Annotated in this window: 14 protein-coding genes, 1 tRNA gene and 1 pseudogene; 4 read left to right on the top strand and 12 right to left on the bottom strand. The window is 44.5% G+C overall.

Features of this window, described 5'->3' with window-relative positions:
- Positions 1-333: 333 nt before the first annotated feature.
- The 7 genes and pseudogenes from ftsH2 to ABWT76_RS12600 form a co-directional block, all read right to left on the bottom strand.
- On the bottom strand, positions 334-2220 hold the full coding sequence (gene ftsH2 / locus ABWT76_RS12625; protein ID WP_054469105.1) for an ATP-dependent zinc metalloprotease FtsH2: 1887 nt from the start codon (positions 2218-2220) through the stop codon (positions 334-336).
- 635 nt (positions 2221-2855) lie between these two features.
- Positions 2856-3452, bottom strand: a complete 597-nt coding sequence (locus tag ABWT76_RS12620) for a hypothetical protein (RefSeq protein WP_054469104.1) — start codon at positions 3450-3452, stop codon at positions 2856-2858.
- Between the two features lie 573 nt (positions 3453-4025).
- A complete protein-coding gene (locus ABWT76_RS30680; protein ID WP_375341525.1) occupies positions 4026-4754 on the bottom strand; it encodes a CAAD domain-containing protein in 729 nt (242 codons plus the stop codon).
- Positions 4755-4784: 30 nt separating this feature from the next.
- A pseudogene (gene gltX / locus ABWT76_RS12615) lies at positions 4785-6215 on the bottom strand (glutamate--tRNA ligase); the annotation flags it as partial.
- A 200-nt stretch (positions 6216-6415) separates the two neighbouring features.
- Positions 6416-6489: transfer RNA gene (locus ABWT76_RS12610), tRNA-Asp, on the bottom strand.
- A 190-nt stretch (positions 6490-6679) separates the two neighbouring features.
- Positions 6680-7849, bottom strand: a complete 1170-nt coding sequence (locus ABWT76_RS12605) for an esterase-like activity of phytase family protein (protein ID WP_354636205.1) — start codon at positions 7847-7849, stop codon at positions 6680-6682.
- 173 nt (positions 7850-8022) lie between these two features.
- Entirely contained in the window at positions 8023-9627 is a 1605-nt protein-coding gene (locus tag ABWT76_RS12600) for a TM0106 family RecB-like putative nuclease (protein WP_072160886.1), read from the bottom strand.
- A 342-nt stretch (positions 9628-9969) separates the two neighbouring features.
- Here ABWT76_RS12600 and ABWT76_RS12595 point away from each other — a divergent pair, with 342 nt between their 5' ends.
- Both ABWT76_RS12595 and ABWT76_RS12590 read left to right on the top strand, forming a co-directional pair.
- On the top strand, positions 9970-12843 hold the full coding sequence (locus tag ABWT76_RS12595) for a response regulator (protein WP_190880197.1): 2874 nt from the start codon (positions 9970-9972) through the stop codon (positions 12841-12843).
- A 564-nt stretch (positions 12844-13407) separates the two neighbouring features.
- Complete coding sequence (locus ABWT76_RS12590) at positions 13408-14766, top strand: ATP-binding protein (RefSeq protein WP_354636204.1); 1359 nt, start codon at positions 13408-13410, stop codon at positions 14764-14766.
- Between the two features lie 726 nt (positions 14767-15492).
- Here ABWT76_RS12590 and ABWT76_RS12585 read toward each other — a convergent pair.
- The 3 genes from ABWT76_RS12585 to ABWT76_RS12575 all read right to left on the bottom strand — a co-directional run bounded on the left by ABWT76_RS12585 (position 15493) and on the right by ABWT76_RS12575 (position 17377).
- Entirely contained in the window at positions 15493-16224 is a 732-nt protein-coding gene (locus ABWT76_RS12585) for a hypothetical protein (RefSeq protein WP_054469100.1), read from the bottom strand.
- Between the two features lie 340 nt (positions 16225-16564).
- Positions 16565-17185 (bottom strand): DNA polymerase beta superfamily protein, encoded by a 621-nt coding sequence (locus ABWT76_RS12580; protein WP_354636203.1) that lies wholly within the window; start codon positions 17183-17185, stop codon positions 16565-16567.
- Positions 17186-17215: 30 nt separating this feature from the next.
- Positions 17216-17377, bottom strand: a complete 162-nt coding sequence (locus ABWT76_RS12575) for a hypothetical protein (RefSeq protein ID WP_354636202.1) — start codon at positions 17375-17377, stop codon at positions 17216-17218.
- Positions 17378-17611: 234 nt separating this feature from the next.
- Between ABWT76_RS12575 and egtC the strand changes: the two genes are divergently transcribed.
- Together egtC and ABWT76_RS12565 are read left to right on the top strand one after the other, a co-directional pair.
- Entirely contained in the window at positions 17612-18430 is an 819-nt protein-coding gene (gene egtC / locus ABWT76_RS12570) for an ergothioneine biosynthesis protein EgtC (protein WP_190880201.1), read from the top strand.
- Between the two features lie 106 nt (positions 18431-18536).
- The gene (locus ABWT76_RS12565; RefSeq protein ID WP_354636409.1) at positions 18537-19760 is read left to right on the top strand and encodes an ergothioneine biosynthesis protein EgtB; all 1224 of its coding nucleotides are present in this window, start codon (positions 18537-18539) and stop codon (positions 19758-19760) included.
- 287 nt (positions 19761-20047) lie between these two features.
- Here the strand turns inward: ABWT76_RS12565 and ABWT76_RS12560 are convergent, their stop codons facing one another.
- Positions 20048-20425: a metal-sensing transcriptional repressor gene (locus ABWT76_RS12560; RefSeq protein WP_082349001.1), complete on the bottom strand. Its 378-nt coding sequence runs from the start codon at positions 20423-20425 to the stop codon at positions 20048-20050.
- Between the two features lie 338 nt (positions 20426-20763).
- Positions 20764-24939 (bottom strand): DNA-directed RNA polymerase subunit beta', encoded by a 4176-nt coding sequence (locus ABWT76_RS12555; RefSeq protein ID WP_369817794.1) that lies wholly within the window; start codon positions 24937-24939, stop codon positions 20764-20766.
- Positions 24940-25031 lie beyond the last annotated feature (92 nt).

The raw sequence follows: 25031 nt of genomic DNA, 5'->3' as shown, positions 1-25031 counted from the left end.
TTAACCGACTAAAATTCTTTTAATATAAAACCAATTTTAAAAATTATTGCTACATTTACTAGGTTAATTTGGGCGCAAGCCGCCGCGCCCAAAGAAGTTGCATTATTAATTAGAAACGGTATAAGCTTCCTAGTCGGTTTTAACCGACTTGCTCTATGAGGCGGAGATAGAAATCCCATCCGGCTGTGGTTTATTAATCTAAAAACCGCATTCACTATTCACCATTCACTATTCACTCTCCCCTCTGCTCCGGAAGATCCGGAAGCCCCGGAAGCTCCGGAAGATCCGGAAGCCCCGGAAGCTCCGGAAGCCCCGGAAGCCCCGGAAGCTACTCTACAGTTGGGGCACAAACTGCTCTTTTTCGGGAACATTGGTGTATTCAGCCACGATTTGACGGAATTCTTCACCGTCAATGGTTTCTTTTTCCACCAATAAATCCACTAAGCGATCCATGACTACCCGGTTGTCTTTGATGATTTTGGTGGTCATGTCGTAGCAATGTTCGACAATGCTTCGCACCTGAGCATCAATGCGGGCGGCAATTTCCTCAGAGTATTCCGAACGGGTCATTAAATCCCGACCTAAGAACACTTCACCTTGTTGGGTTTCTAAAGATAAGGGGCCTAAATCTGACATCCCGAAGCGAGTCACCATTTGGCGAGCCATTCCGGTGACTTGTTGCAGGTCATTTCCGGCGCCGGTGGTGACTTCCGCATCCCCAAAGATGACTTGTTCGGCGACCCGACCGCCCAGAGCACCCATGATCCGAGCCATGAGTTGAGATTTGGAAATGAGAAACTGCTCTTCCCCAGGGGTGAACCAGGTCAGACCTTGGGCTTGTCCACGAGGAATTAAGGTGACTTTTTGTACGGGGTCGTGATCTTTGACCAGGGTGCCCACGATCGCGTGTCCAACTTCGTGATAAGCAATCAAGCGTTTGCTCTTGCTGTCCACTAGGGGAGTGCCTTCCATCCCGGCGATGACGCGATCAACGGCATCATCAATTTCCAGCATGGTAATCGCTTCTTTGCGGCGACGGGCGGTGAGAATGGCGGCTTCGTTGAGCAGGTTAGCCAGGTCAGCACCCGTAAAACCAGGAGTCCGACGAGCGATCGCCTCCAAAGAAATTTCATCGGACAATTTCTTATTCCGAGCGTGGACATCCAAGATTTCTAAGCGACCCTTAATATCTGGGGTATCCACAGTGACTTGACGGTCAAAGCGACCGGGACGCAACAAAGCCGAATCCAGCACATCTGGGCGGTTGGTAGCGGCAATAATAATAATCCCAGTATTGCCTTCAAACCCATCCATTTCCGTAAGTAACTGGTTGAGAGTTTGTTCCCGTTCATCGTTACCACCGCCAATACCGGCACCCCGTTGACGACCTACGGCGTCAATTTCATCAATAAAGATGATGCAAGGAGCATTTTCTTTGGCTTTCTTGAACAGGTCACGGACGCGAGACGCCCCAACCCCGACAAACATTTCCACAAATTCAGAACCAGAAATACTGAAGAAAGGTACGCCTGCTTCACCAGCGATCGCCTTAGCCAACAGAGTTTTCCCGGTTCCCGGCGGGCCGACTAACAGCACCCCTTTGGGAATACGCGCACCCACAGCGGTAAACCGTTCGGGCTTTTTCAGAAAAGTCACCACTTCCTGGAGTTCTTCTTTAGCTTCTTCAATTCCGGCTACATCATCAAACATCACGCCGGTTTTGGCTTCCATTTGGAACCGTGCCTTAGATTTAGCAAAGTTCATGGCTTGACCTGGGCCGCCAGGAACGCCATTGGAACGACGAAATAGGAAGAACAATCCAGCGATTAACAAAACGGGGAAAATTAAATTGCCTAAAATGCCTAAAATTGCGCCATTGTTAGACATCGGATGAATATCAAAACTAATTTCCGATTCTCGCAGACGGCTAATCAGTTCGGGCGCATTCCCCGGTAAGTCCACCCGGAAACGCTGAACTCGGTTATCCAAATCTGGATCGACCGCTTCAACAATAGCGGTGCGACCGCTGTCAAATAGATCGACGCTGGTGACTCGACCCACGTCCAGATATTCTAAAAATCGGCCATAGCTCATCCGCGCACTGGCGGTATTTTGCGTCAACTCAGCGCCAGTTGGAGCAAATGCGCTTTGCCACACAAAAAATCCAATGACTAATGCAGGTAATGCCCAAAGTAAGATGATTCTCCAGGAAGCTTTCATAAGCGATGGTCTCTATATACAAAGTAGAACAGCTAGTTTTTTTTGATCCGGTCGGGTTTTTAACCAAATTCGTAAATGAGAATTTATGTCGCCCTGACAACATGGCATTTTGGCGCGATTCGCCCCATAGAGGCGATCGTCGGGTGTAGGGACTTGCATCCGTTACAAGTTCCCGGCTAAATCTTAATATAATTTAACGTAATTCTCATACTTAGGGCAACTGCTTTGTCCTATTTTGTGCTATTTTTTTTCTCGCTTGTCATATACTCAACTGAAATCATTCCCAGAAACCGTTGCCAAACCGGGGATGATGCCCTAGGGCGATTATTTTGTCTAGATTATCCACGATATCCTGGATAATTACTGATTAATGGTCGGGGCAGGTCCGATCTATTCCCGAAAACATCTAGCCCACCGCTAATTTTTTTCATAACTATTTAATACATTTTGCCGATGATATATTCGGTGAATCGTCGCCAATGTCTGAGATGATTTAACGGTTGCTCCTCAAATTAGTCGTAATCTAGTCAAGACTTATTGATATATATCATGTAGCTAACTTGCAACTAAAAGAAAAAAATAAAAATTCTCCAAAAAACTCAGAAAGGAGAAAAATCAAGGCCGAATTCTTGAGATTATCGACCAAAGGGAGCCGGGTTGAGCAGTGGGGCGCCAGTAATTCTGATCGTATATGGATAGTATTCTTCTGAAGTGTAAGAACCGATCCAAACTTCATAAATGCCTTTTTGCCATTGACCAGCAATTCCGGGATTTTTATTCCCTTCAAAATCATCATTACACCAACTGCCACCGGGACCACGGATCACTAAAGTGGTATCTTGTGCGCTTTCTACCTGAAGACTAAGATAGTTGAAAAATGAGGTTAATTCTAAACGGTGATCCGGTTCTTCATCAATCAACCCGACACAAGGGCCGGTGATTGACTGGTCGCGACCCGCTATTCTAGCGGCAGGAATTGAACCACCACTAATCCCCCGAATGATAATCGGATCTGGAGAAAACCGAGGGCTAATGGTGATATTTTCAAAGATGCCCAGATTTCTCGGATCTTCACGGGGTTTCTTGGTGGTTTCTTGGGCTAAAGATGTTTGTGTTTGACCGGCTGGCGTGCGCCAGAAGCCATGAAAAACTAGGATTAGGGCAATTGTAATTGATAATATGGGCGCACGGGTGTGCGCCCATATTAACGATAATGGTCTATGTTTATGCATCTAGAGTGATCGTGTGCAGCATTTAACCTGACCAAATCTGCTCATAACTAAGCCAACTTAATCTAGGTAAGGCATCACCTTTAAGGGTGAAGGACGCTGCCATCAAAGCTAATCCTTTAAGGATTAGCGCGTTATTACCCTTCTTCCCCTTTTTCTTTTCTCAGAGGGGTAGATCTACCATTTTTTTGTTGAGTGTATGGATACTGGTGACATCCAGGGTTTTCACTTCAACTGGCATTCGATCTACCGGACTGTTTCCGAAAGGAATTGTTACTAGGTGACATGGTAAATTATAACCAGATTTAGCAAAATATAGCAAATAATGATGAGGATTTTGTTCACCTATTATCACCTCGCATTCAATGGTTCGTTACCATTGCGACGATTGGATCTTCAGTGACATAAGAAGTGTGAGGGGATGGTACAAATGTTTAGGCTTTTCCCCTCAAAGCCTAAACATTTAGATTTGGTTTCTATGAACCAGGGTGGATCGGGTGATGAATGATATCACCAGTGATGACACAGACCAGAACAACAACGACAATATTGACCGCCTCAAAACAATTCCGATAATTAGGAGTTGGAGGAATTTTGGCCAGCAATTTGTTCGATGAAAGCCGTTATCTGATCTGATAATTCTTGGCGGGTAGATGATTTGAGTAAGTAACGGTAAACAAACCAGAGTGAGTAGGCTATGCCAACCAGTTCCAGGGTTGGGGCTACCAGTGGAATGGTGTTAAACACATTTAGTACAGCCACCAAAACTTTGATGCTGACTAATGCGACCACAATTAAACCAATGGTAATTAATGGCTTTTGGTATTCACCAAAAAAGGTGGTGACATAACCAGGTAGATTGGATAAAACCTCGACGATGGTTTGGCCGATATTTTTGATTTGATCTTGAGATGCGGATGGTGGGGAAGCGGTGAATTCATCGATAGATGCTGATGCTTCAAAGCCAGATGATTCTACTTCTTCCTCTTTAAGTGTTTCCGGGGTAGGAGTTTCAGTCACGACTTCTTCCTCTTTAGGTGTTTCCGGGGTAGCATTTTCGGCCAATTCTGCTTCCTGTTGGTCAGAGATTTCTCCGCTAGGGCTTTCGGCCAATTCTGCTTCTTGTCTAGATATTTTGGGAGTAGGGAATGTTTCCACTACGTCTGTAACCGCTGATGGAGTGGCAGGGGTTGCTGCCTCAACCTCAGTCACCAGGTTGTCTGAGACCGAGGGTTCTGAAACTGGCTCCGTAACGGCCTCAGTCTGGGAGTTGTTTTCGGCTTCTGCCACAGAAGGATTTTCCATTACGGGGTTGGCTTCTGTTGGATCAACCTTTAAGACTGTTGCCAAGCGGGTTCGATCTAACCCTTTTTGGTGGAGTAGTCCCCAAGATTGGATCAGGTCAGGGCCGTGAACTTCCCCTGTGAGGGCAACTCGCAGCGATCGCATCACCAGTCCTTTTTTGACTTTTTGCTCTTTGGTGACGCCCTTGATCATATCTTGGGCTAAGTCATCGGTCCAAGGTTGAGCCAGATCCAGCGATCCTAGTATAGCGTTGACTGCCTCGATCGCGCCCGGTTGTTCCAGTTGTTGTTGGGCTTCTTCGTTCAGTTCAACGGACTCGACGAAGAATATCCGACTCAGTTCTACACTATCTTTTAAACGAGTCAGACTTGGGCCAATCAGGGCGGCTAGTTTTTCTAACCAGGGGCGATCGCTTACTGGATCAAAGGCATATCCAGCTTCCTGCCAGTAAGGAATTAACAAGTCGGTTAATTTCTCTGCGGGCATAGCATGGAGATATTGACTATTAATCCAATCCAACTTATCCCAGTCAAATTTAGCCCCAGCTTTATTGACTCGTTCAAAGCTAAACTTAGTGGCTGCTTCTGGCAGAGTAAAAATTTCTTGGTTATCCGGGGGCGACCATCCCAGCAAGGTCATATAATTGACCAACCCCTCAGCGGCGAAACCCATCCCCTGAAAGTCGGCGATCGATGTCACCCCATCGCGTTTTGAGAGTTTTTGACCCGATTGATTCAGAATCAGCGGGGTATGGGCAAACTGTGGCACTGTTGCCCCAAACGCTTCGTAAAGCAAAATTTGTTTGGCGGTGTTGGCAATGTGGTCTTCCCCACGAATCACATGGGTAATTTTCATATCTATGTCATCCACGACCACCGCGAAATTATATAGCGGTTGCCCGATATCACCAGCGGTGGCAGCGCGAGCAATCACCATATCGCCACCGAGGTCACTGGCTTTCCAAACTACCTGACCTCGTACTAAGTCATTCCAGCGAATGATCTGATCGTCGTCGATTTTAAAGCGAATCACAGCGGTGCGCCCTTCAGCTTCAAAATCCGCCCGTTGTTGGCGGGTCAAATTCCGGTGACGATTGTCATACCGAGGGGCTTCTCCCGCAGCCACTTGCGCCGATCGCATAAGCTCCAGTTCTTCTGGGGTGCAGTAGCATTTGTAAGCTAGACCCCGATCCAGAAGGGTTTTAATGGCATCCCGATACAATTCCAGCCGTTCTGACTGAAAGAATGGTCCTTCATCCCAGGTTAAACCCAGCCAAGTGAGTCCATCGAGAATGTTCTGGGTATATTCCGGGCGCGATCGCTCCGTATCGGTATCTTCAATCCGTAAAATAAATTGACCACCATAATGGCGGGCAAACAGCCAGTTAAATACAGCGGTTCTCGCTGTGCCGATGTGTAAATTCCCAGTAGGACTGGGAGCAATCCGAACTCTAACCGTCACTTGATTACTCTCTGAATAAGATAGACTATTTATCTTACCTTATAACGGGACTGAAGGGGTTCTAACCCTTGATATATCGTCGTTTCGGTTGATCTCTGATGCCCGTAAAAAATCTAATTGAGGGAAAAAGAGGTGAAACTATATCAAAGATTTTGATATTTTCACCTTGAAACTTTCACTCTTTAAGATTTAGATTAGAACGGGACTGACGGGGCTCGAACCCGCAACTTCCGCCGTGACAGGGCGGTGCTCTAACCAATTGAACTACAGTCCCTTGTTGAAGCCTTTAGTATCATTGCAGATGTTTTTTGGTTTGTCAACCCTTTTGCCAAAAAATTTTTTTGATTCAGTTTTTTGGGGAACGGGGAACGGGGAGCGGGGGTGCGGGGCCGCCATCGGTGTAGGGGTGCAGGGGTGTGGGGAAGCCCGCACCCCCGCACCCCTGCTCCTCTGCTCCTCTGCTACTAATCACTCAGGGCAAAAGCTAAGATTTGTGTCACCTGAAGGGGATTAAAGTTATTGTCGCTAATTAAAATCAGCGATCGCCTCCCATCGGGTAGAATTGGGCCAAAGGTCATGGCTTCTATGTTATCCAGGGGAATATTGAGCGATCGCAAATCTAATAAAAGTCGTTTTTCCGCCGGTTTAATTTGACTAATATCTACCGAACTGAGACTATCAATTGTTTGAATATCGCTGGCATTGGCTAAAGACACTTCAAAGAGTAAAATGGTATTGCCAACGCCATTAGAATAAGAACGCTCTAAACTCAGCAAATGAGTTTCATTGATCGCCAATAATTCCACTAGACCATTGGTGTGCAAACTCTCTGGGGGATTGGGCGCATCGGCGACAGGTTCGGTTACATAAAGAAATTCTTTTTCTGGCTTTCTAGTGAGCAAATTATATTGTAAGATGCGGCTAGGACTGCCTTGGTTAATATCTGCCGGTGAACCATCTTGGATTAGGGCATTTTCTGTGGCGGTAAATAACCATTGTTGATTTGGAGTAATCGTTAAACTTTCTAAGGATAAATTATTGCGGACTCCTTTGGTATTTTGGGCATATGGGATATATTTTTCGGGTATAGGTAAAGTTTTGATATGTTCCCCTTTCAGAGAAAATTCTTTGATCCAGGGGATAATTTGTCCATTGCGATTCGCGTAGCGATCCGATGAAGCGGAATCGCCCTCCGATGAAATCCATAAAGTCTGTTGATTACTTAAAGCAATTGCCTCTGGATCTAGCGTACCAGGGGCAAAGGGTTGTTGCGATTCATCTAATAAAGTATTTACGTTAATTTCTGGCAATACCCGAACGGGTGATAATTCTATTTTTAGCCCATAAAACCGAGCAGCAGCTTTTTGACTGCGATCATCAGAAATCGCATAATATTTTTGCTGATTAGCATCATAAGTAATCCCCGAAATTCCGCCTAATTCTGTATTTTGATAAATTAAACCCGTGGGCAATCTTGCTTCGCCGATAAATTCTAATCCTGACATTTCGACAATTTCTGAAATTGCTGATATTTCCCGGTCTGGAGGACTAACTTTTGGCGATGCTAATGGTTCTTGGGTGCAAGCAACTGTGGTCAGAATGAAAATAGCCCAAAAATTTTTTTGATAATTCAACTTAATTTTTCCTCCGATGGGTTATTTAGTTATTTTTTGATTGATTATTCGTTATTAATTAATTAATAAAATCAACAATATAAGAAACAATAATCAATAACAAATAACTAATTTTTGGGGGCGCAAGCGGGCGCAAGGGGGCGCTTTTCCGCCACGCCCCTACCAAAAAACAACTAAGTTAAAAATTTTACCAGCCAATCTTTAACCACATAAGTGGCTCGGCAGTCATCTTCATTATAAATCAGAATGGATTCTAAATATTCATTCTTAGTCTGTGAGGCAGGATCAGCTAGATTTTCGGTTTTAGTTTTTAACCATTGATCGTACCAAACAATACATTGAGCGCCGCTGGATGCTGGATCGCGCCATTGAAACCCTAGGGAACGAGCGATCGCTTTCAGGGAGTAACTTTCTACGGGCATCACCACATGACGGGTGACGAGGGCATGAACATCAATTAAGCGAGGGATGATGGGTCGCCAGCGGCTGGCAGGAGTGTGATATCGTTTGGCCAGATTTTTAATTTCTTGGGCTTCATAGGGACAAAAATGAAAAATCGGGGCGGTGGGATATTCCCAGACAAATTGTAAAAAATTTTCCCACATTAGTCCTTCATCAGCCGGTGTCTCCGCCAGAAAATAATGAAAGGTTTCTAGGGGTTTATTATCTGGGGTGGTTTGGGTGCGATCTACTTTTAAAACTCCATGTAAAAAGGATAAATTTAGCTCCGGTTGGGCTTCAATATCAAAATATAATTCAATCTGGGCGACGGGCAATTGTTCGGGGGTAAAAGAATTAGAGTGTTTTTCAGAGTTGGTCAGAGCGATCGCCTGATTTTGTAGGCAAGCTTGGGCTTGTAAAACAATTGCTTGAGTCACTTGTTCAACGGGATGATTCTGACAAGTTTCTTCAAAATAAGGAATCAAATCAACGGGGTTCGCTGCGGCCAAAGCTTCCCAAGTGTTAATGTTGAGTTGTTTTAAAGCATGATAACGAGTAGGGGTGACTCCGGGCAATAGAGAAAGGTGACGATTTGCTGAGGCGATCGCATAACAACTGTCATACCATTGGCAAGTTTCGCAAGGATGACGGCTGATAAAAACTTCTGGTTCGGTGGCGGTTTGCAGCATTTGCAAACAATCGAAAAAAGTTTGCTGCATCAGGTTCAGCCATTTGGTCACATCGACAAAATAATGTCCTTTCTCCCGTAAAATTAAGCCAGCATCGGGCAATAACCCTTGAATGGCCGCTAGTAACTGGGCATGAAAAGCGCCAATCATTTGATAATCGCGCTTGGGTCGTTTGCTAAACTTAATATCAATGGGTTGGTAATACCAATCTCCCAAGTCAGAAGCCCCGGTTTTTTTCATTAATAAGCTGGGAAAACTGACTAAAGTCACGCCGTCTAAGTCTCCCAGCAACCAAATCGGCATTTCCCGATGAGAAAAACTCATCGGTTCGGCAACGGAGGATAAGGCAGAAACTTCCTGGAATGGGTGGGCGTCAACTAGCAGCACGCCGTTAGCAATGCAGTCAACTCCTTGTTTCATTAGGTCTAAGGTAGCCTGGGCGCCGCTAGACCAGTCCCCCGGTTGATACAAGGGTTCTTGATAGGCCACTTGATCTAGAATGCTTTGGCGGTAAGCATAACTATCTTGATGGATTTTTTCCATCAGATCGCTTAAGGGCGACTGTTCGCTCGGATTGCCATAAAGGTTCATATATGATTTTCTTTGGCAGCGTTGATAATTAAAGAGAATTTTGTCAGTGATTAGCATGAAGTTGGGATGATGGGATTGACCCGCGATCGGATAGTAATAACACAGAGAGAATCTCTTTCCAGCATAAACGCGATCGCCTGCACCAAACAAAACTGATGGGATTGATTTTCTGGGGAGCAAAACAGGGAATAATCTGGAATGAGGGAGGATCAGATCGCTCCTGATGGTTTATTTTATAAGTTAGGCGATCGGCGTTTGAGATCGGAGAAAGAGACAAGTCAGCAAAGAAGCTGGACAAAATAAACAAAAGCATTCTCATGGTGACAAATGTCTCTAGTACCAATCAATCCAGACCATTAAATCACCAATAAAGCACGAATCTTTAATTAATGAATGATTATGTCTATGCAATTGCAACCCAAATCCCCGACGGATACTCTGATCAGTCGCTATATTAAGGCTCTAACTGTTGTGGCACTGCTTTTAATCGCTGGACAGGTCAGCATTCAATTTTCTACGAAACGTCAGTATAGTGATGCGGCGACGATCAACATTGCGGGACGGCAACGGATGCTCAGTCAACGACTGACCAAAGCCACCCTAGCCATCCAAACCAGCAAAGATCCGGCGATCGCGGGGTCTTATCTGCAAGAACTTCAAACCGTCGTGGATCTGTGGGAAACATCTCATCAAGGCTTGCAACATGGGGATGCTTCCTTGGGTTTGACGGGAAACAACAGTGCCAAAGTGAAGCAAATGTTTGCCGAAATTGCCGTTGCCCATACCACAATGCTCGATGCGGCTAAAAGCATATTGAAGCTAGGCAAAACTAACAGGAATTCTCCCGCTGAATCCCCAAATTTCTCGATTTTTCTCGCCAAAATTATCAACCATGAAGCGAATTTTCTTCAGGGAATGGATGCGATCGTGCATCAATACGAGGAAGAAGCCCAAGCCCGGGTAACTAAAATCGTTCAGATTCAATGGTTATTACTCAGCATCACCTTGTTGGTGTTGCTGTTAGAAGCTTTTTTGATTTTTTATCCAGGGGTAAGGGAGATCGACGAATATATTACAGAAATTGAAGCGGCCAAAACCGAAGCTGCTGAATTATCCGCACAATTAGAATCTCAAAATATTGAACTGGAAAGCAGTTTAGAGCAGGCATACTCCGCAACCCGAATCAAATCAGAGTTTGTGGCCAATATCAGTCACGAACTCCTGACACCGATGAATGCAGTGCTGGGGATGACCAGTTTGTTGCAAGCAACACCACTAAATTATCAGCAACAAGAGTTTGTCGCCACCATTCATCAAAGCGGTGGCATTTTATTACAAATGATTAACGATATTTTGGATTTCTCCAAACTCGAAGCCGGTCAGTTGCAGTTAGCTCATCAGTCATTTGACTTGCGCCAATGTATTGAAGAGTCCCTCGATATGGTGGCGGTGAATGCAGCCCTGAAAGGAATTGATTTGGCTTATCAAATCGAGACACCCACATCTACTCATATTTTGGGGGATTATGCTCGGTTGCGACAAATTTTAGTCAATCTTTTGGCCAATGCGGTGAAATTTACGGAACAGGGAGAAATTTTGGTTTCTGTCAGTTCGGTGGATTTGGGGCATTGGTCATTGGAAAGCAATCAAACCAACAGTGGATCAATCCCATCCCAACGTTACGAAGAAATTCAATTTTCTATTAGAGATACGGGCATTGGAATTCCCGAAGCTAAAATTAATCAACTATTTCGTTCTTTTTCCCAATTAGATAGCTCGAATGTCCGAGAATATGGAGGAATGGGTTTAGGTTTGGCGATTTGTAAGCGCTTGATCCAACGGATGAACGGAAGACTCTGGGTAGAAAGTCAATTAGGAGTGGGTTCAACGTTTAGTTTTACAATCACTTTTGGGGTTCTGGACAATCCTTCTGATTCTCTGAATCAATGGCAGCCAGCTTTGCAAGGAAAACGGCTATTGATTGTCGATCCACATCAATTCAGTCGAGAAATACTGCGCCAGCAAACCGAAAGATGGGGGATGATTGTTACAGCAGCGATCAAGGGAATTGAAGCTTTGCAATTAATTCAACAAGGACATGAGTTTGATGTGGCATTTGTGAATATGCTGATGCCACAGATTGATGGACTGTCTTTAGCCCGTTTAATTCATCAGGATAAATATTTACCGCATCTAAAAATCGTGATTATGAGTGCTATGGATTGTCCGGTGAAGTTACCGGATATCGATTGGTTTATTTGTTTGACAAAGCCGATTAAATTGACTCAAGTTTATCAAGTGATGATGGATTTGTTTGTGCCATTACCGACGATAAATCCCCCCAATAAACCACCGGACGAAAAGGCACAACCTGATAAGTTAGCTGATCGCTTACCATTGCGAATTTTGCTGGCGGAAGATAATGTGGTGAATCAAAAAGTTGCTTTGCGAATTTTACGCACTTTGGGTTATCAGGCTGATGTAGCTAAAAATGGTTTAGAGGCGATCGCGGCCTTGGAAGAAAAACCTTATGATTTGGTACTGATGGATGTACAAATGCCCAAGATGGATGGACTGGAAGCCACTCGCCAAATTTGTTATCAATGGGCAGAGGGCAATACTCATAATTATGCCACGAAAAAAAAACCTTGGATTGTTGCTATCACCGCAGGGGGAACTAATGCCGAACGCACGAAATGTTTAGAAGCAGGCATGGATGATTATTTGAAAAAGCCGATTAATATTGATTTATTACAAACAGTATTAGAGCAGTTAAGTGAGCGATCAAATTCTACTGATTCTCAGACTATCACCGCCGATATATTGGTAGCAAATCAGTCTGGTTTATCAGCGAATTCAGAAAAATTAAATTTGAATAATATTGTTAAAAATGAGTTACAAACAGAAATAAATTATGATGAAATTGCCAGCATAGATTGGACTGTGCTGGAAAATTTACGCCAAGAATTAACCTCGGAAGAAAATAATGATTTGATAGGAAAATTTATTGATTTTTTTTTAGAAGATACTCCTTCGTTAATAGCCACGATTAAACAATCGATTAAAACTGAAGATTCTGCCCTATTCAGATATGCCGTGCATACGTTGAAAGGTAGTACAAAAAATTTAGGAATTAGAAAAATGTATCATTTGTGTTTTACCCTGCAAAAATTAGGCAATGAAGGTTTTTTATTGAAAGCAGAAAAAGCATTTTCTGAGTTAGAAGCTGAATTTTATTGCGTGAAATCTATGTTTGAAGCCTATAAAGGATAATCAGGGCGATCGCCCTTGCTCTCAAACAACGAATAACGAATAACTGTCATACATATGAACCTATTCAGCGGTCAGCTATTAGCTATCAGCTTTTCAGTTTTTTGTACTTGGGCTATTGGCTGTTACCCAACATCACCAAGGAAAGAGTAAACAGTAGAGTAAATAGTGTAGAGTTATCATCGGATTGTGGACTATCCTGATTCATATATAGATAGATAGGAGATGAAATTATGGAAAATATCAAACAAGAGGCGATCGCGGTTTTAACCAAACTTGACCAAACCGCAGCATATAGCCAACTGAAAACCCCAAGTCAATAAACCGGCTTTTTTAGATAAATTTATGTTGCTTAATTTCTTTGGTGGGATAAAAAACAGGTTTATAACCCATAGGTATTTTTTTGCTTCAAAGGGTTAAAAATAAGTAAAGCAATAGTTAAATTTAATCTTTGATTAAAGAAAAGAGCAAATTTGCGTTTTTGCCAATAAATTTGATAAAATTCAATATTAAGATTAAGCGATGAATCTAAAGAAAAAATTATATTTGTATATTTGAGGTTTACTTATGGTCGGATTAACTTTCCCCGCTCCTTGCCAGACTTATCCGTCACCAAATTCTCATCAGGGAGCGATCGCTCCCTCATCCCCAGAGAAAGAATTACACTTAGACTCAACCATTGACCAACTAGAGCTTTATGATTTTCAAATCGACTGGGAAAAACCCGGTCAAGAAGTCGCCCAAGTTTTTTATAGCAATCCATTAATTCCAGGGGTAATTTTAAGCGATCGCAACCAATTAGTCGGTATAATTTCCCGGTGGAAATTCTTAGAACACATGAGTCGGCCTTACGGAATAGAATTATTTTCCCGCCGACCTTTAAAAACTTTACATAAGTTTACCCAATCGGAGTTTTTCGTATTTCCCGCAAACACCTTAATTGTCATGGCTGCCCGTCGGGTGTTACAGCGATCGCCGGAACTCCTCAATGAACCGATTATCGTTGAATTAACGCCCGGATGTCACCGAATATTGGATGTGCATCAACTCTTAGTCGCCCAATCACAAATTCATGAACTCGCCACCAAAGTAATCAAAGAACAAAATAAAGCCCAACTGATTCAAACCGAAAAACTCGCCAGCTTAGGTCAAATGGTTGCCGGAATTGCCCATGAAATTAGGAACCCAGTTCAATGTATTAGTGGCAACATTGGCTTTTTAGTCAACTACATTAAAGACTTACTAACCCTAGTCAATACATACAAACAAGAGTTATCAACGGAACCGGAAGCAATTCTCAACCTCAAAGAAGAAATAGAGTTTGATTTTTTACAAGAAGACTTGCCAAAAGTGATGCAAACCCTGGACGTAGCCACTAATCGCTTAACCAAAATTATCGACGGCATGAGAAACTTTTCGCACATGGATGGCAACCAAAGTCAACCGGCCAATCTGCATGAATGTATAGACAGCACCCTATTAATTTTAAACAACCGCATCAGAAAAGGCATTAAAATCAACAAAAACTACACAGAATTACCAGAATTCAACTGCTACTCTGGGCAAATCAGCCAAGTCTTAATGAATCTAATTGTCAATGCCTTAGATGCCTTAATGGAAAAAGTCGAAAAGCCTGCCACCGAAGATAGCTGGCAACCAACCATTGAAATTACCACCGCTAGAAAAATCATTAACCAAAATCATTGGATTTCCATTAAAATTGCCGATAATGGCCCTGGCATCAAACCAGAAATTCAGCAACGAATTTTTGACAACTTCTTCACCACCAAGCCAGTCGGGAAAGGAACCGGATTAGGATTAGCCATTAGCCATCAAATTATCACGGAAAAACACCGTGGTCAGTTGAACTTTACCTCAACCTTGGGGATGGGCACTGAATTTGAAATTTTACTACCGTTAACTTAAATTTGTCATTCGTTATTCCTAACTTTTCCTCCACCCCCAAACAACCAACCAACAACCACCAACCAATAACCACCAACCAACAACCAAAAACAAAGGCCCGTAGCGCTGTCCTGCTACGGGTCTTAAAATATCGCCCATTTGCACACGCCCTCACATTTAAGTCAGGGTTTAGCTTAAAATTAAAGTCGTATTTTACCAATTAAACTACCGGGGCAAGTTGGAGCCCCAGGCTGGAGATGAGCCAGCATCTCGACACTGGAATAACCCAACGATTGTTTAGGCGATCGGCGATGAATATTTAACTTAGAGTAATAAGCTGATTTTGAATTTGTACGGGACGCCGCCTCTACCAATTGGGCTACCCCGGAGTCCAGAAACCGGGTTTCTTAATTTAAACTCTGATTTTCGGCATAAATTAAAGCAGAAACCCGGTTTCTTGTGCAGGGGTAGGAGTCGAACCTACACTGTAACGTCAGTACGGTTTAAGTTAAAGGTTTAGCTTTAGCTTGTACTCTCATATCATCATAGCTTAAATTATCAAAAAATACAAGAAAATCTAGATATTTTTGTCAAATTTGACAAAAATTTTTCAGGCATAAAAAAGCCCACTATCGTGGGCTCCTTGCAGAATAAATTTGCTCTAATAACATAAGGCCGCGATTCGCTTTGATCGATCCGCTTTGCGGAATAGCCTCATTCAATTTTCGGAGCAATTATCCAAAAAAATCAGGAAAACAGATAATTAAAAATTCTGTCTCCAACTCTCTGTTCTTCCGCTTCAGCATTATTTGCTTCTTCCCGGGCAAACTTAACCGCTTGTTGTAACTTTTCTAAGCGATTCAACAACTCGTGAATCCGTTGGGCTGGTAAAGCCCCAGAAAATTTTACCGTCCGCCAATAGCCAATCGTCACATCCTCATAATAAACCTCAACTTGGGCTGGGTGATGTTCCGTCGCCTCCGCTTTAACGTGGTTACGCGGCATCTTAAAAGTCTTCAAAGTTTGCACAGGTTCGGTAGCCCAACAATCAGAATTTGGATCGAACGTCCAACGCTCGGAAGCATCAAGAATTGGTAACTTTTTAATAAAAGCGTGTAAATCTGATAACTGCTTTTCTAGAAACAGTAAATAACTCACCGGCACTTGGGTTAACAACGTTTGACCATTCACCACCACATCAGCCCGTGCATGGCAATTAGTCCAGTCTTTAGTTGCAGTAATATCAAAAAGTTTCGTCAAAAATTCTCGGGTTTCGTGAATAATCTCATCTGCCGTCACCTGAACTTTATTTGACTCTGGGGGAAGTTGTTCACCTTCTTCATCTTTTGGTCGATAGGTGCGACTAATCCCAGAAAATAACGAATACTTTTGCAGTGTCCGTTGAGTTTCGGCTACTTGCTGAACCGACTGGCTTTTAATTCCTTTTTCTATCGCAATAATCTGATTTAATTTTGCCATTATTCCATCTCCTGTTTATAAATTAATTTAGATATTTTATCATTATTGTTAAATAACGATAAAATTTTAGTCTAATATTTATTCCCCAATTGTTTTTTGTTGTTGAATGGTTAATTATTACTGAATAAAAAAATAAATATTGCTTATAATTAATTGCTTATAATTTAATAATTAGACAGAAAAATATCTTGTTAATTAAAACCAGAAAAATTTTCTAATCTCACTCTAATCAACCAATCATTGAGTAAAATTTTAGAACTTCGTTCATTCGGTAAGTGACTTTTATCATAAGCTTTTTCTAATTCCCAGGAAAGTCGCTGAAATTCTGATTCGTAGAAGCCTAGGTCAAGGCAAGGACAGATTTTTCCAATGACTCGGTTTTTCTCGCAATTAAATCAGCAATATAACTGAGATTAAACTCTTGATTTAATTCGATAATATTTGCTTCTATTTTACCAGTTTGCATTAAATAAATCCCGGTAAGTAAAACTCGGAATACATAGAGTAGTGGCTTGATTTTGGGTGGATTGTCTTGTGCAAACAATTTCCATTGGTTCCGAGCAAATCCCAGATAATGATGGGCGTGGTGACGAGTTATAAAACTTTTGGCTAGTTCTTTGATTTCTTCGGATGCCGGAGTGTGGATCACCCCCAGAGGTGAATACAAATGTTCTAAAACATAGCCATTTTTTTTCAGAAAAAGTCCAAAAATTTTTTTGATTTCGTGAGTGACTAAATCAACTGGTAATCCATGTTCTTGAACTTCACAGATTTCTATGGTTTCTTTTGGGGGATTTAATCCAATAATTTCCCGGATGGGTAAAATATGCACCCCCCGTAAATCATAATCCGAATCCGCCGATGAAAATCCATATAAATGTGAGCCACTAATGGTTATAAATAGCAAAGGATAGGGCTGACGATTAAGCACTTTTAATAAATCCTGATTTTTATGATTCATCTATTTTAGTTTTAGTTATTTGTTAGACAGTTATTTGTTCTTGGTTCTTTGGGGGTTGGCGAGTTCAGGAATAATCAAGCTGGTTTGATATCGCGATCGCCAGTTTAAACCGCTCTTGAATTGCATCAAATCATCTTCCGACCAAGCACCTTCCGACCAAGCACCTTGCGACCAATAGACCGTCTCAACCATAAAATCGTGCTTTTATGTGCTGGTTATGTGCTGGAAGGCTATGTATTATTATGTAGCACATACTGTATTATGTCAACCCCATTAGTCAAGTAAATCTAAAAATATGCGATCGCTTTTCCAGCAAAATTCCCTCTATGTCGTACAATGCTTTGCCAAACTCAAACAGGTTCAGCCAACCCAAACAACCAACAACCACCAACCAATAACCAATAACCAACAACCAACAACAAAATTATGTGTCGCTTACTCGGCTACTTAGGGCAACCAATTTCCCTCGATCGCCTACTAAACCAACCAGAACACTCTCTAATTGTTCAAAGCTATCAGCCGCGAGAAATGACTTCTGGAGTCGTCAATGCTGATGGCTTTGGCATTGGCTGGTATCACTCAACCGCAGAAACCGACCCCTTTATATACAAAAACATCCTACCCATCTGGAGTGACATCAACCTCCCAGAACTCAGCGGCTACATCCAGTCAGGCTGCATACTTGCTAATATTCGCAGCGCCACCGCCGGACAACCCGTAGACCTGAGTAACTGCCAGCCCTTCAAGCATGGCCGTCTTCTTTTCACCCACAACGGATTTATTGAAAACTTCCGCCAAACTCTCTACCGACCAATTCGCGATCGCCTCAACGACACCGCCTACCAACTCATACAAGGCAGCACCGACTCAGAACATATCTTTGCCCTATTCATCCACCACTTACAAACTCGCAGCAATGCCCATAGCCCCCAGCAACCTGCCAACATTGCTCAAATCACCGCAGCCCTGAAAGACACCATACACAGCCTTAACCACCTAGCCAACTCAAACCCCACCAAAATATCCGCCAACCTAATCATCAGCAACGGACGGGAACTTGTTGCTACTCGCTACTCCCTAGGTGCCACACCCCCAACCCTTTACTGGTTATCTCACCATAACTCCTTTCCCCACTCTGCCATCATTGCCTCAGAACCCTTATTCATTGGGGATTGGCATCTCTGTGCCCCACAAAGTTTTCTCACCATCACAGAAAATATGGAGACCCATGTCCTACCCATCTGAGTCCAACCTATCCACCCAGTCATCGCCCACCCAGTCATCGCCCACCCAGTCATCGCTTACCCAGTCATCGCTTACCCAGTCATCGCGATCGCAAATCCGGGAAGCAATGCAGCAATGCCGCGCCAGCACCCTAAAAATTTTTGCCTCCTTAAATAATGAAATATTTTGTCAGCACATCCACCCCGACTTCAGTCCCGTAGGCTGGCACCTAGGTCACATTGGCCACACCGAAGCCTTATGGTTGCTCCAACATTGCGCTCAACAGCCACCGATGTTTCCTCAATATCATCAACTTTATGCTGCCGATGGCTTACCGAAAAATCAACGAATTAACCTGCCCACCTTAGCAGAAACCTGCCAAAACCTAGAACTCATTCGGCAAAAAGTCTTGCAGTACCTAGAAATTGCGCCTATAGACAGTCAAGAAAGGCTTTGGCACTTCATCGTCCAACATGAAAGTCAACACTGTGAAACTATTTTGTTTCTGCTACAACTCCAAAAGAACCAGACAAGAAACCAGGTTTCTGACTCGGTTTCTGAACCCGTCCTGGACGAAATGATAGAAATTCCTGCGGGTGAATTTGCCCAAGGGTCAAATGCGATCGCCGCCCTCGACAACGAGCGCCCCCGTCATCTTCAGTATTTGCCCACATACTACATCGATCGCTACCCAGTAAGCCGAGGTCAATATCGCCAATTTATCGGCGATGGAGGCTACCAAAATCCTGAATTTTGGTCAAAAGAAGGATGGCAATGGCGCCAAGCAGCACAAATCACCGAACCCCTATACTGGACGAAACCGGATTTCTCTGAAATAAAGCCGGTTTCTGACTCCCTCGATCTCCACCCAGTCTGTGGCGTCAGTTGGTATGAAGCCGAAGCCTACAGCAACTTCGTCGGCAAACGACTACCCACGGAAGCGGAATGGGAAAAAGCCGCCTGTTGGAATCCAAAAACCCAACAAAAGCAAATCTATCCCTGGGGCAAAGAACCCCCTCAACCGCACCTTTGTAACCACAATCGTTCTCTTAACTCCCCCTTTAATCCCCCCACCACCCCAGTCGATGCCTACCCACAGGGCATCAGTCCCTACGGCTGCTATGACATGATGGGCAACGCCTGGGAATGGACAGCCAGCAAATTTGCCGGATATCCAGGTTTTGAAGCTTATCCCTATCCGGGATATTCCATGACATATTTTGACAATCAACACCAAGTCCTTAGAGGCGGTAGTTGTGTCACTCGTCCTTGGGTTATTCGGGGCAGTTTTCGCAACTGGTATCAGCCTTGGATTCGGCAAATCTTTGTCGGATTTCGCTGTGCCAAATAAAAAGAGAGGGTGTAGGGAAAAGTGAAAAGTGAAGAGTGAATAGTGAAGAGTGAAGAGGGAAAAGTGAATAGTGAAGAGTGAATAGTGAAGAGTGATATTTTTTTTGTACGGGCGTCCTTGCGAAGCATAATCCGTCAGGCTATATGGCCAGAAAGCCCCTACCACTTTTCACTTTCCCCGTTCCACGCCACTTGCTAGACTTGGGGAGACCCCAAGATCGCAGTGGCTCCTGATAACCGTTCCCCGTTCCCCAACAAACAAAGAATCCCTACCCAACAAATAACATTTCATAAAAAACGGTCAAGAGCCGCCTTTAATTCTTCAATTTCCTGTTCTATATTCCCTTCAAGAGCGGCTCTGGCAATACAATCCGTTAAATGTTCATCCAGAATCACCCTAGCCACCTTATCCAAAGCCCCTCTGACTGCCGCAATTTGAATCAACACTTCTGGACAAGGACGCGACTCTTGAACCATTGTTTTAATCCCCCGAATATGTCCCTCAATTCGGGATAATCTATTAACAATTGACCGCAAAGATTCCTCACTATGAACATGAACATGAGAGGAATCAGACCTTTTTTCGTCCACACCGGCAATTTCCCCGTCTTTTTCTTGATTTTCCTCGTGTATATGATTCTTCTGATTGTGGTCATGGTGATTCATGGTGATTTAGACAGTGAAAAGTTAAGAGTGAAAAGTGAAAATTTAAGAGGGAAAAGTTAAGAGGGAAAAGTTAAGATTAAAGAGTGAAAAGTGAAAATTTAAGAGTGAAAAGTGAAAATTTAAGAGTGAATAGTGAAAAGTTAAGAGTAAAGAGTGAATAGTGAAAAGTTAAGAGTGAAAAGTTAAGAGTGAATAGTGAAAAGTTAAGAGTGAATAGTGAAGAGTGAATAGTGATATTTCATTTCACTCTTAACTATTCACTCTTTACTCTCTGCAAGTTGGGTTGAGGCACGAAACCCAACCTACGTCTATTTACTCTTCACTATTTGCCCAACGAATTACATATCGTCGTCCTCATCGAAATCATCATCAAAGAAATCGTCATCCTTATCATCTAAATCCTCATCATCAAGGATTTGTGGCAGCAAATCTTCATCGCTGTCAACAATCGATACAAACCGAGACGATCGCCCTGCTCGCCGACCTTTTTGGCTGGTTTTCCCGCGTCCCTTAGACTTGCGAGTCGTCGCCGAACTTCCCAAGTCAAATTCTGACTCTTCGTCGTAACTCAAAGTCGAAAACCGATTTTTTCCGGGTTCTTCGCCTACCAAGGTCAGCCCAGACTCATCTTCCGCCCAAGCGCCATAATTGCGGGCTGTCTGGTCGTCTAGCAAGCCGGTCTGGTCGTCATCAAAGTAATCTTCGATAATATCCTCATCGTCCGGTTCCACATCGATCGCACCAGCAAGTTGGTCATAAGCGTTGTAGCCCGTACCAGCGGGAATCAACCGCCCGATAATCACGTTTTCTTTCAAACCGCGCAGCCAGTCGGACTTACCTTCGATCGCCGCCTCAGTCAGAACGCGGGTAGTTTCTTGGAAAGAAGCTGCGGAAATAAAGCTATCGGTATTCAACGAAGCCTTAGTAATCCCCAACAGCATTGGCGTATATTCTGCCGGGGCGCCGCCAGTGATCGACATTGCCTCATTCACCTGTTCCACCTGACGTAGTTCGATCAATTCTCCCGGCAACATGGTGGTATCGCCGCCGTCATCAATCCGCACCTTATTGGTCATCTGGCGCACAATCACCTCAATATGCTTATCGGAAATATCAATCCCCTGAGACTGATACACCGACTGCACCTCATTCACCAAGAAGTGCTGCACTCGTTCAAAGCTGTTCAACGCGGCTTCAAAATTCCCCACTTGTTCCCGCTGCCAGTTAAACAAAATTTCTAGCAACTCATGGGGATTAATTGGCCCATCAGTCAGGGCTTCCCCAGCGGCAACTAATTGATGGTCTGAAACGATCGCATTCAACCCGGGGCTAATGGGATACTCTGTCACCGTGCCATCATCTTCGATGACTTTGACCTCGACATTTTCATCCTGGTCATAGACCACCTCTGTAGTACCGGGGCGCTTGGCCAACACGCAAGATTCTTTGGGTTTGCGGGCTTCCAGCAATTCCTCAATCCGAGGCAAACCCTGGATAATATCCCCGGTCTTACCCCGTTCAAACACCAGCAACACCAGGTTATCGCCCCGCTGTACCAGTGCCCCATCATCCACGTGCAACACCGCACCAGAGGACACCCGATAGGGACGGCCTTCTCGCAGCAATAGCTGATAGCTGCCCCCCGAACTGCCCCCCGAACTGCTGCCCGAATCCGTCGCCGACGGATTAACCTGTAAAACTTCCCCAGAAATCTCCGCAGGCACGCCCGGGGCAATTTCGGTTCCGGCCACCACCAGGTCGCCCACTTTTACTTTAGGTTTAGTCGGCACGGAAATAGTTTTTTGGTCATCTGATCGCATCACCAAAATCCGGCGCACAGCTTCCGCCCCTTGACGAATACCGCGCACCACCCCAGCTTCCTTACCTAAAATTTCTGTCCGCGCTACACAGGCACCCGGCTCAATTTGGTCGCCATCTTTCACCAATAAGCGAGTGACGGTGCTGCCGCTGGTGGCATCGGCCATCACATCCCGACGAATCACCAATGATTCCAAAATCACCAACTGTAGGCGCTTGATAGTTTCATCTTCTTCATCGGGGACAATTTCAATGTCGGCGGCCAATTGAGCCACATCTTTGCCAATTTCCAGCACCAACTGAGTTCGCAGCAGTTCCAGTCCTTCTACGGACTTAACCCGATCGCCATCCTTGTAGGGAATCCGCTGCACCGAACGCAACTGAATCTGCGATCGCCCGGTACTATCGGCGATCGACTCTTGGGACGGCACCGACGGCTCGTCGGGAACCGCAAACTCTTCTACCTTGCGGAGCAAGATAGCTGCCCCTTCGGTAGTTTCCACATATTCCAAATAACTCAGGTTTTCTGCCACCAGTCCGGGCAGAACTTCCTCACCCGCTTGGGCGAACTGACCATCCAGGTTCATCATCTCCTCTGGGTCATCGGACATATGAATTGAACCGGGCTTAATAATCACCTCGCGCAGAATATCGTTTTTCTGGACAATTTCCACTACCCCATTATTTTGGCAGTAGATATCCTTAACAATCTCTGTGCCGGCTTCCACATATTGACCTTCTTCCACCTGCAACAGAGAGATATCCTTATTCACCTCATGGCATTCTTCGGGAATCCACAACAGCGTACCCCCTTTGACCACCTCATAACCCTGTTTGGCTTTACCCCGCTTGGCCACTTCCACCCCGGCATATTTAATCATGCCGCCGGTTTGGGTGCGATAGGTATTGTCAATCAGTTCGGCCACCACTTGCCCAGAAAGAACCTTAGTCCCTGGGGCGGCTTTGAGAGAAAATAACTGCTCGTGGACTGTTTCGATCATGTACATTTCCCGACCAGCGGAAGATTCCTCTCTGACTTTCGCTTGGTCGAGCACCACCGAAGCGGTAATAATTTCCACCTCGCGGGGGATTTCTCCTTCTGGACATTCCGCAGGCAGTCGCACCACCCCGCCATTTTCCGTAACCAGCTTAGTTTCGGCCAAAGTAGTGCCATAAGCCACCTGATCGCCATTTTTCACTACTGGCTCTGCCCCTGGGGGTAAATTGTAAACTTCCCCGGAGAGAACCCACAGCAAACCACCGCGCTGGGCAATCCGGGTGGAGTTTCCTTGGCGGTCAACTTTTTCTTCTGGCACCACATCGGCGAACAACACCTCTCCAGACAAATCCGAGGCCACATCCTTAGTAGCTTTTTCTGTATTTTTCCGGGCGGTGCGTCCCGAAAAAGGCACTTCCGCCAAGATTTGGTCACTGATTACGGCGCCGCCATCTTTGACTAAAATTGTTGTCCCTTGGGTTACGGTGAAACTTTGTTCCTCTGCATTTCCTGCCCCTACCACCACGATTTCCCCAGTGAGATTTTCTACCACAAAGGCATCATCTCCATGACGGGTGCGGAATGGTCTAGTCCGCAATTGTTTGTCATAGCGCAACGTTCCCGCCATTGGCGATCGCACCACGCGGGCTACTTCTCCGGTAAAGACCCCTCCGGTGTGGAATGTCCGCATAGTTAACTGTGTTCCTGGTTCGCCAATGGATTGGGCAGCAATAATCCCCACCGCTTCTCCCAGGTCTACCAAGTGAGCATGGGCTAAACTCCAGCCGTAGCAAGTTTGGCAGACCGACCGGGGCGATTCACAAGTTAGGGGCGATCGCAGCAATATTTCTTGCACCTTTGCCTTATCAATTACCCCAGCCAACTCTTGAGTAATCACCTGATTTCGGGCTACCAAAACCTCTCCGGTTTGGGGATGGAGCACATCTTTGCCCACCGTCCGCCCCAGCAGCCGGTCTTTCAAAGGAATCAAGATTTTAGAACCATCAGTCATGGCCCGCTGAACAATGCCGCGTTCCGTGCCGCAGTCCACCTCCCGGACAATCACATCTTGGGACACATCCACCAAACGTCTGGTCAAATACCCCGAATCTGCCGTCCGCAAAGCGGTATCCACCAAACCTTTCCGCGCCCCGTAACTGGAGATAATATACTCCGTCACCGTCAGTCCTTCGCGGAAATTAGTTTTAATCGGCAAATCGATAATTTCCCCTTGGGGGTTAGCCATCAGACCCCGCATCCCCACCAACTGCCGCACCTGAGAAATATTCCCCCGGGCGCCAGAAAATGCCATCATATAGACACTATTGAGCGGGTCAGAAGCGCGGAAATATTTCACCACTTCATCTTTCAAAGCTTCAGAGGTGCCATTCCAAGTATCAATTACCTTCTGGAATCGTTCGACTTCGGTAATTTCTCCTCGGCTATAACGGGCTTCGGTTTCAGAAATTTCCTGTTCTGCTTCTAGGAGTAATTTCCGTTTAGACGGCGGAACTTTTAGGTCATCTACACTAATAGAAACTCCTGCCTTTGTAGCGTAGTGAAATCCTAAATTTTTTAAGCAATCGGCCATCTGGGCTGAACGAGCCGTCCCATAATTAATAAAGGCTGAGGCCATTAACTTTTTTAGCTGCCCTTTATTAATAACTCGGTTGAGAAAACGGATTTTTTGCATCTTAATTCTCTTAAGTTCTCTTAGTTAGTTGTGTTTCCAGAAACCCTCCAGAAACCCTCCAGAAACCCGGTTTTTTTCCGAATTTCCAAGGCTGGGTT

Source organism: Planktothricoides raciborskii GIHE-MW2 (genome assembly GCF_040564635.1).
Classification (GTDB): Bacteria; Cyanobacteriota; Cyanobacteriia; order Cyanobacteriales; family Laspinemataceae; genus Planktothricoides; species Planktothricoides raciborskii.
This window is presented reverse-complemented; position numbering and strand designations above follow the sequence as displayed.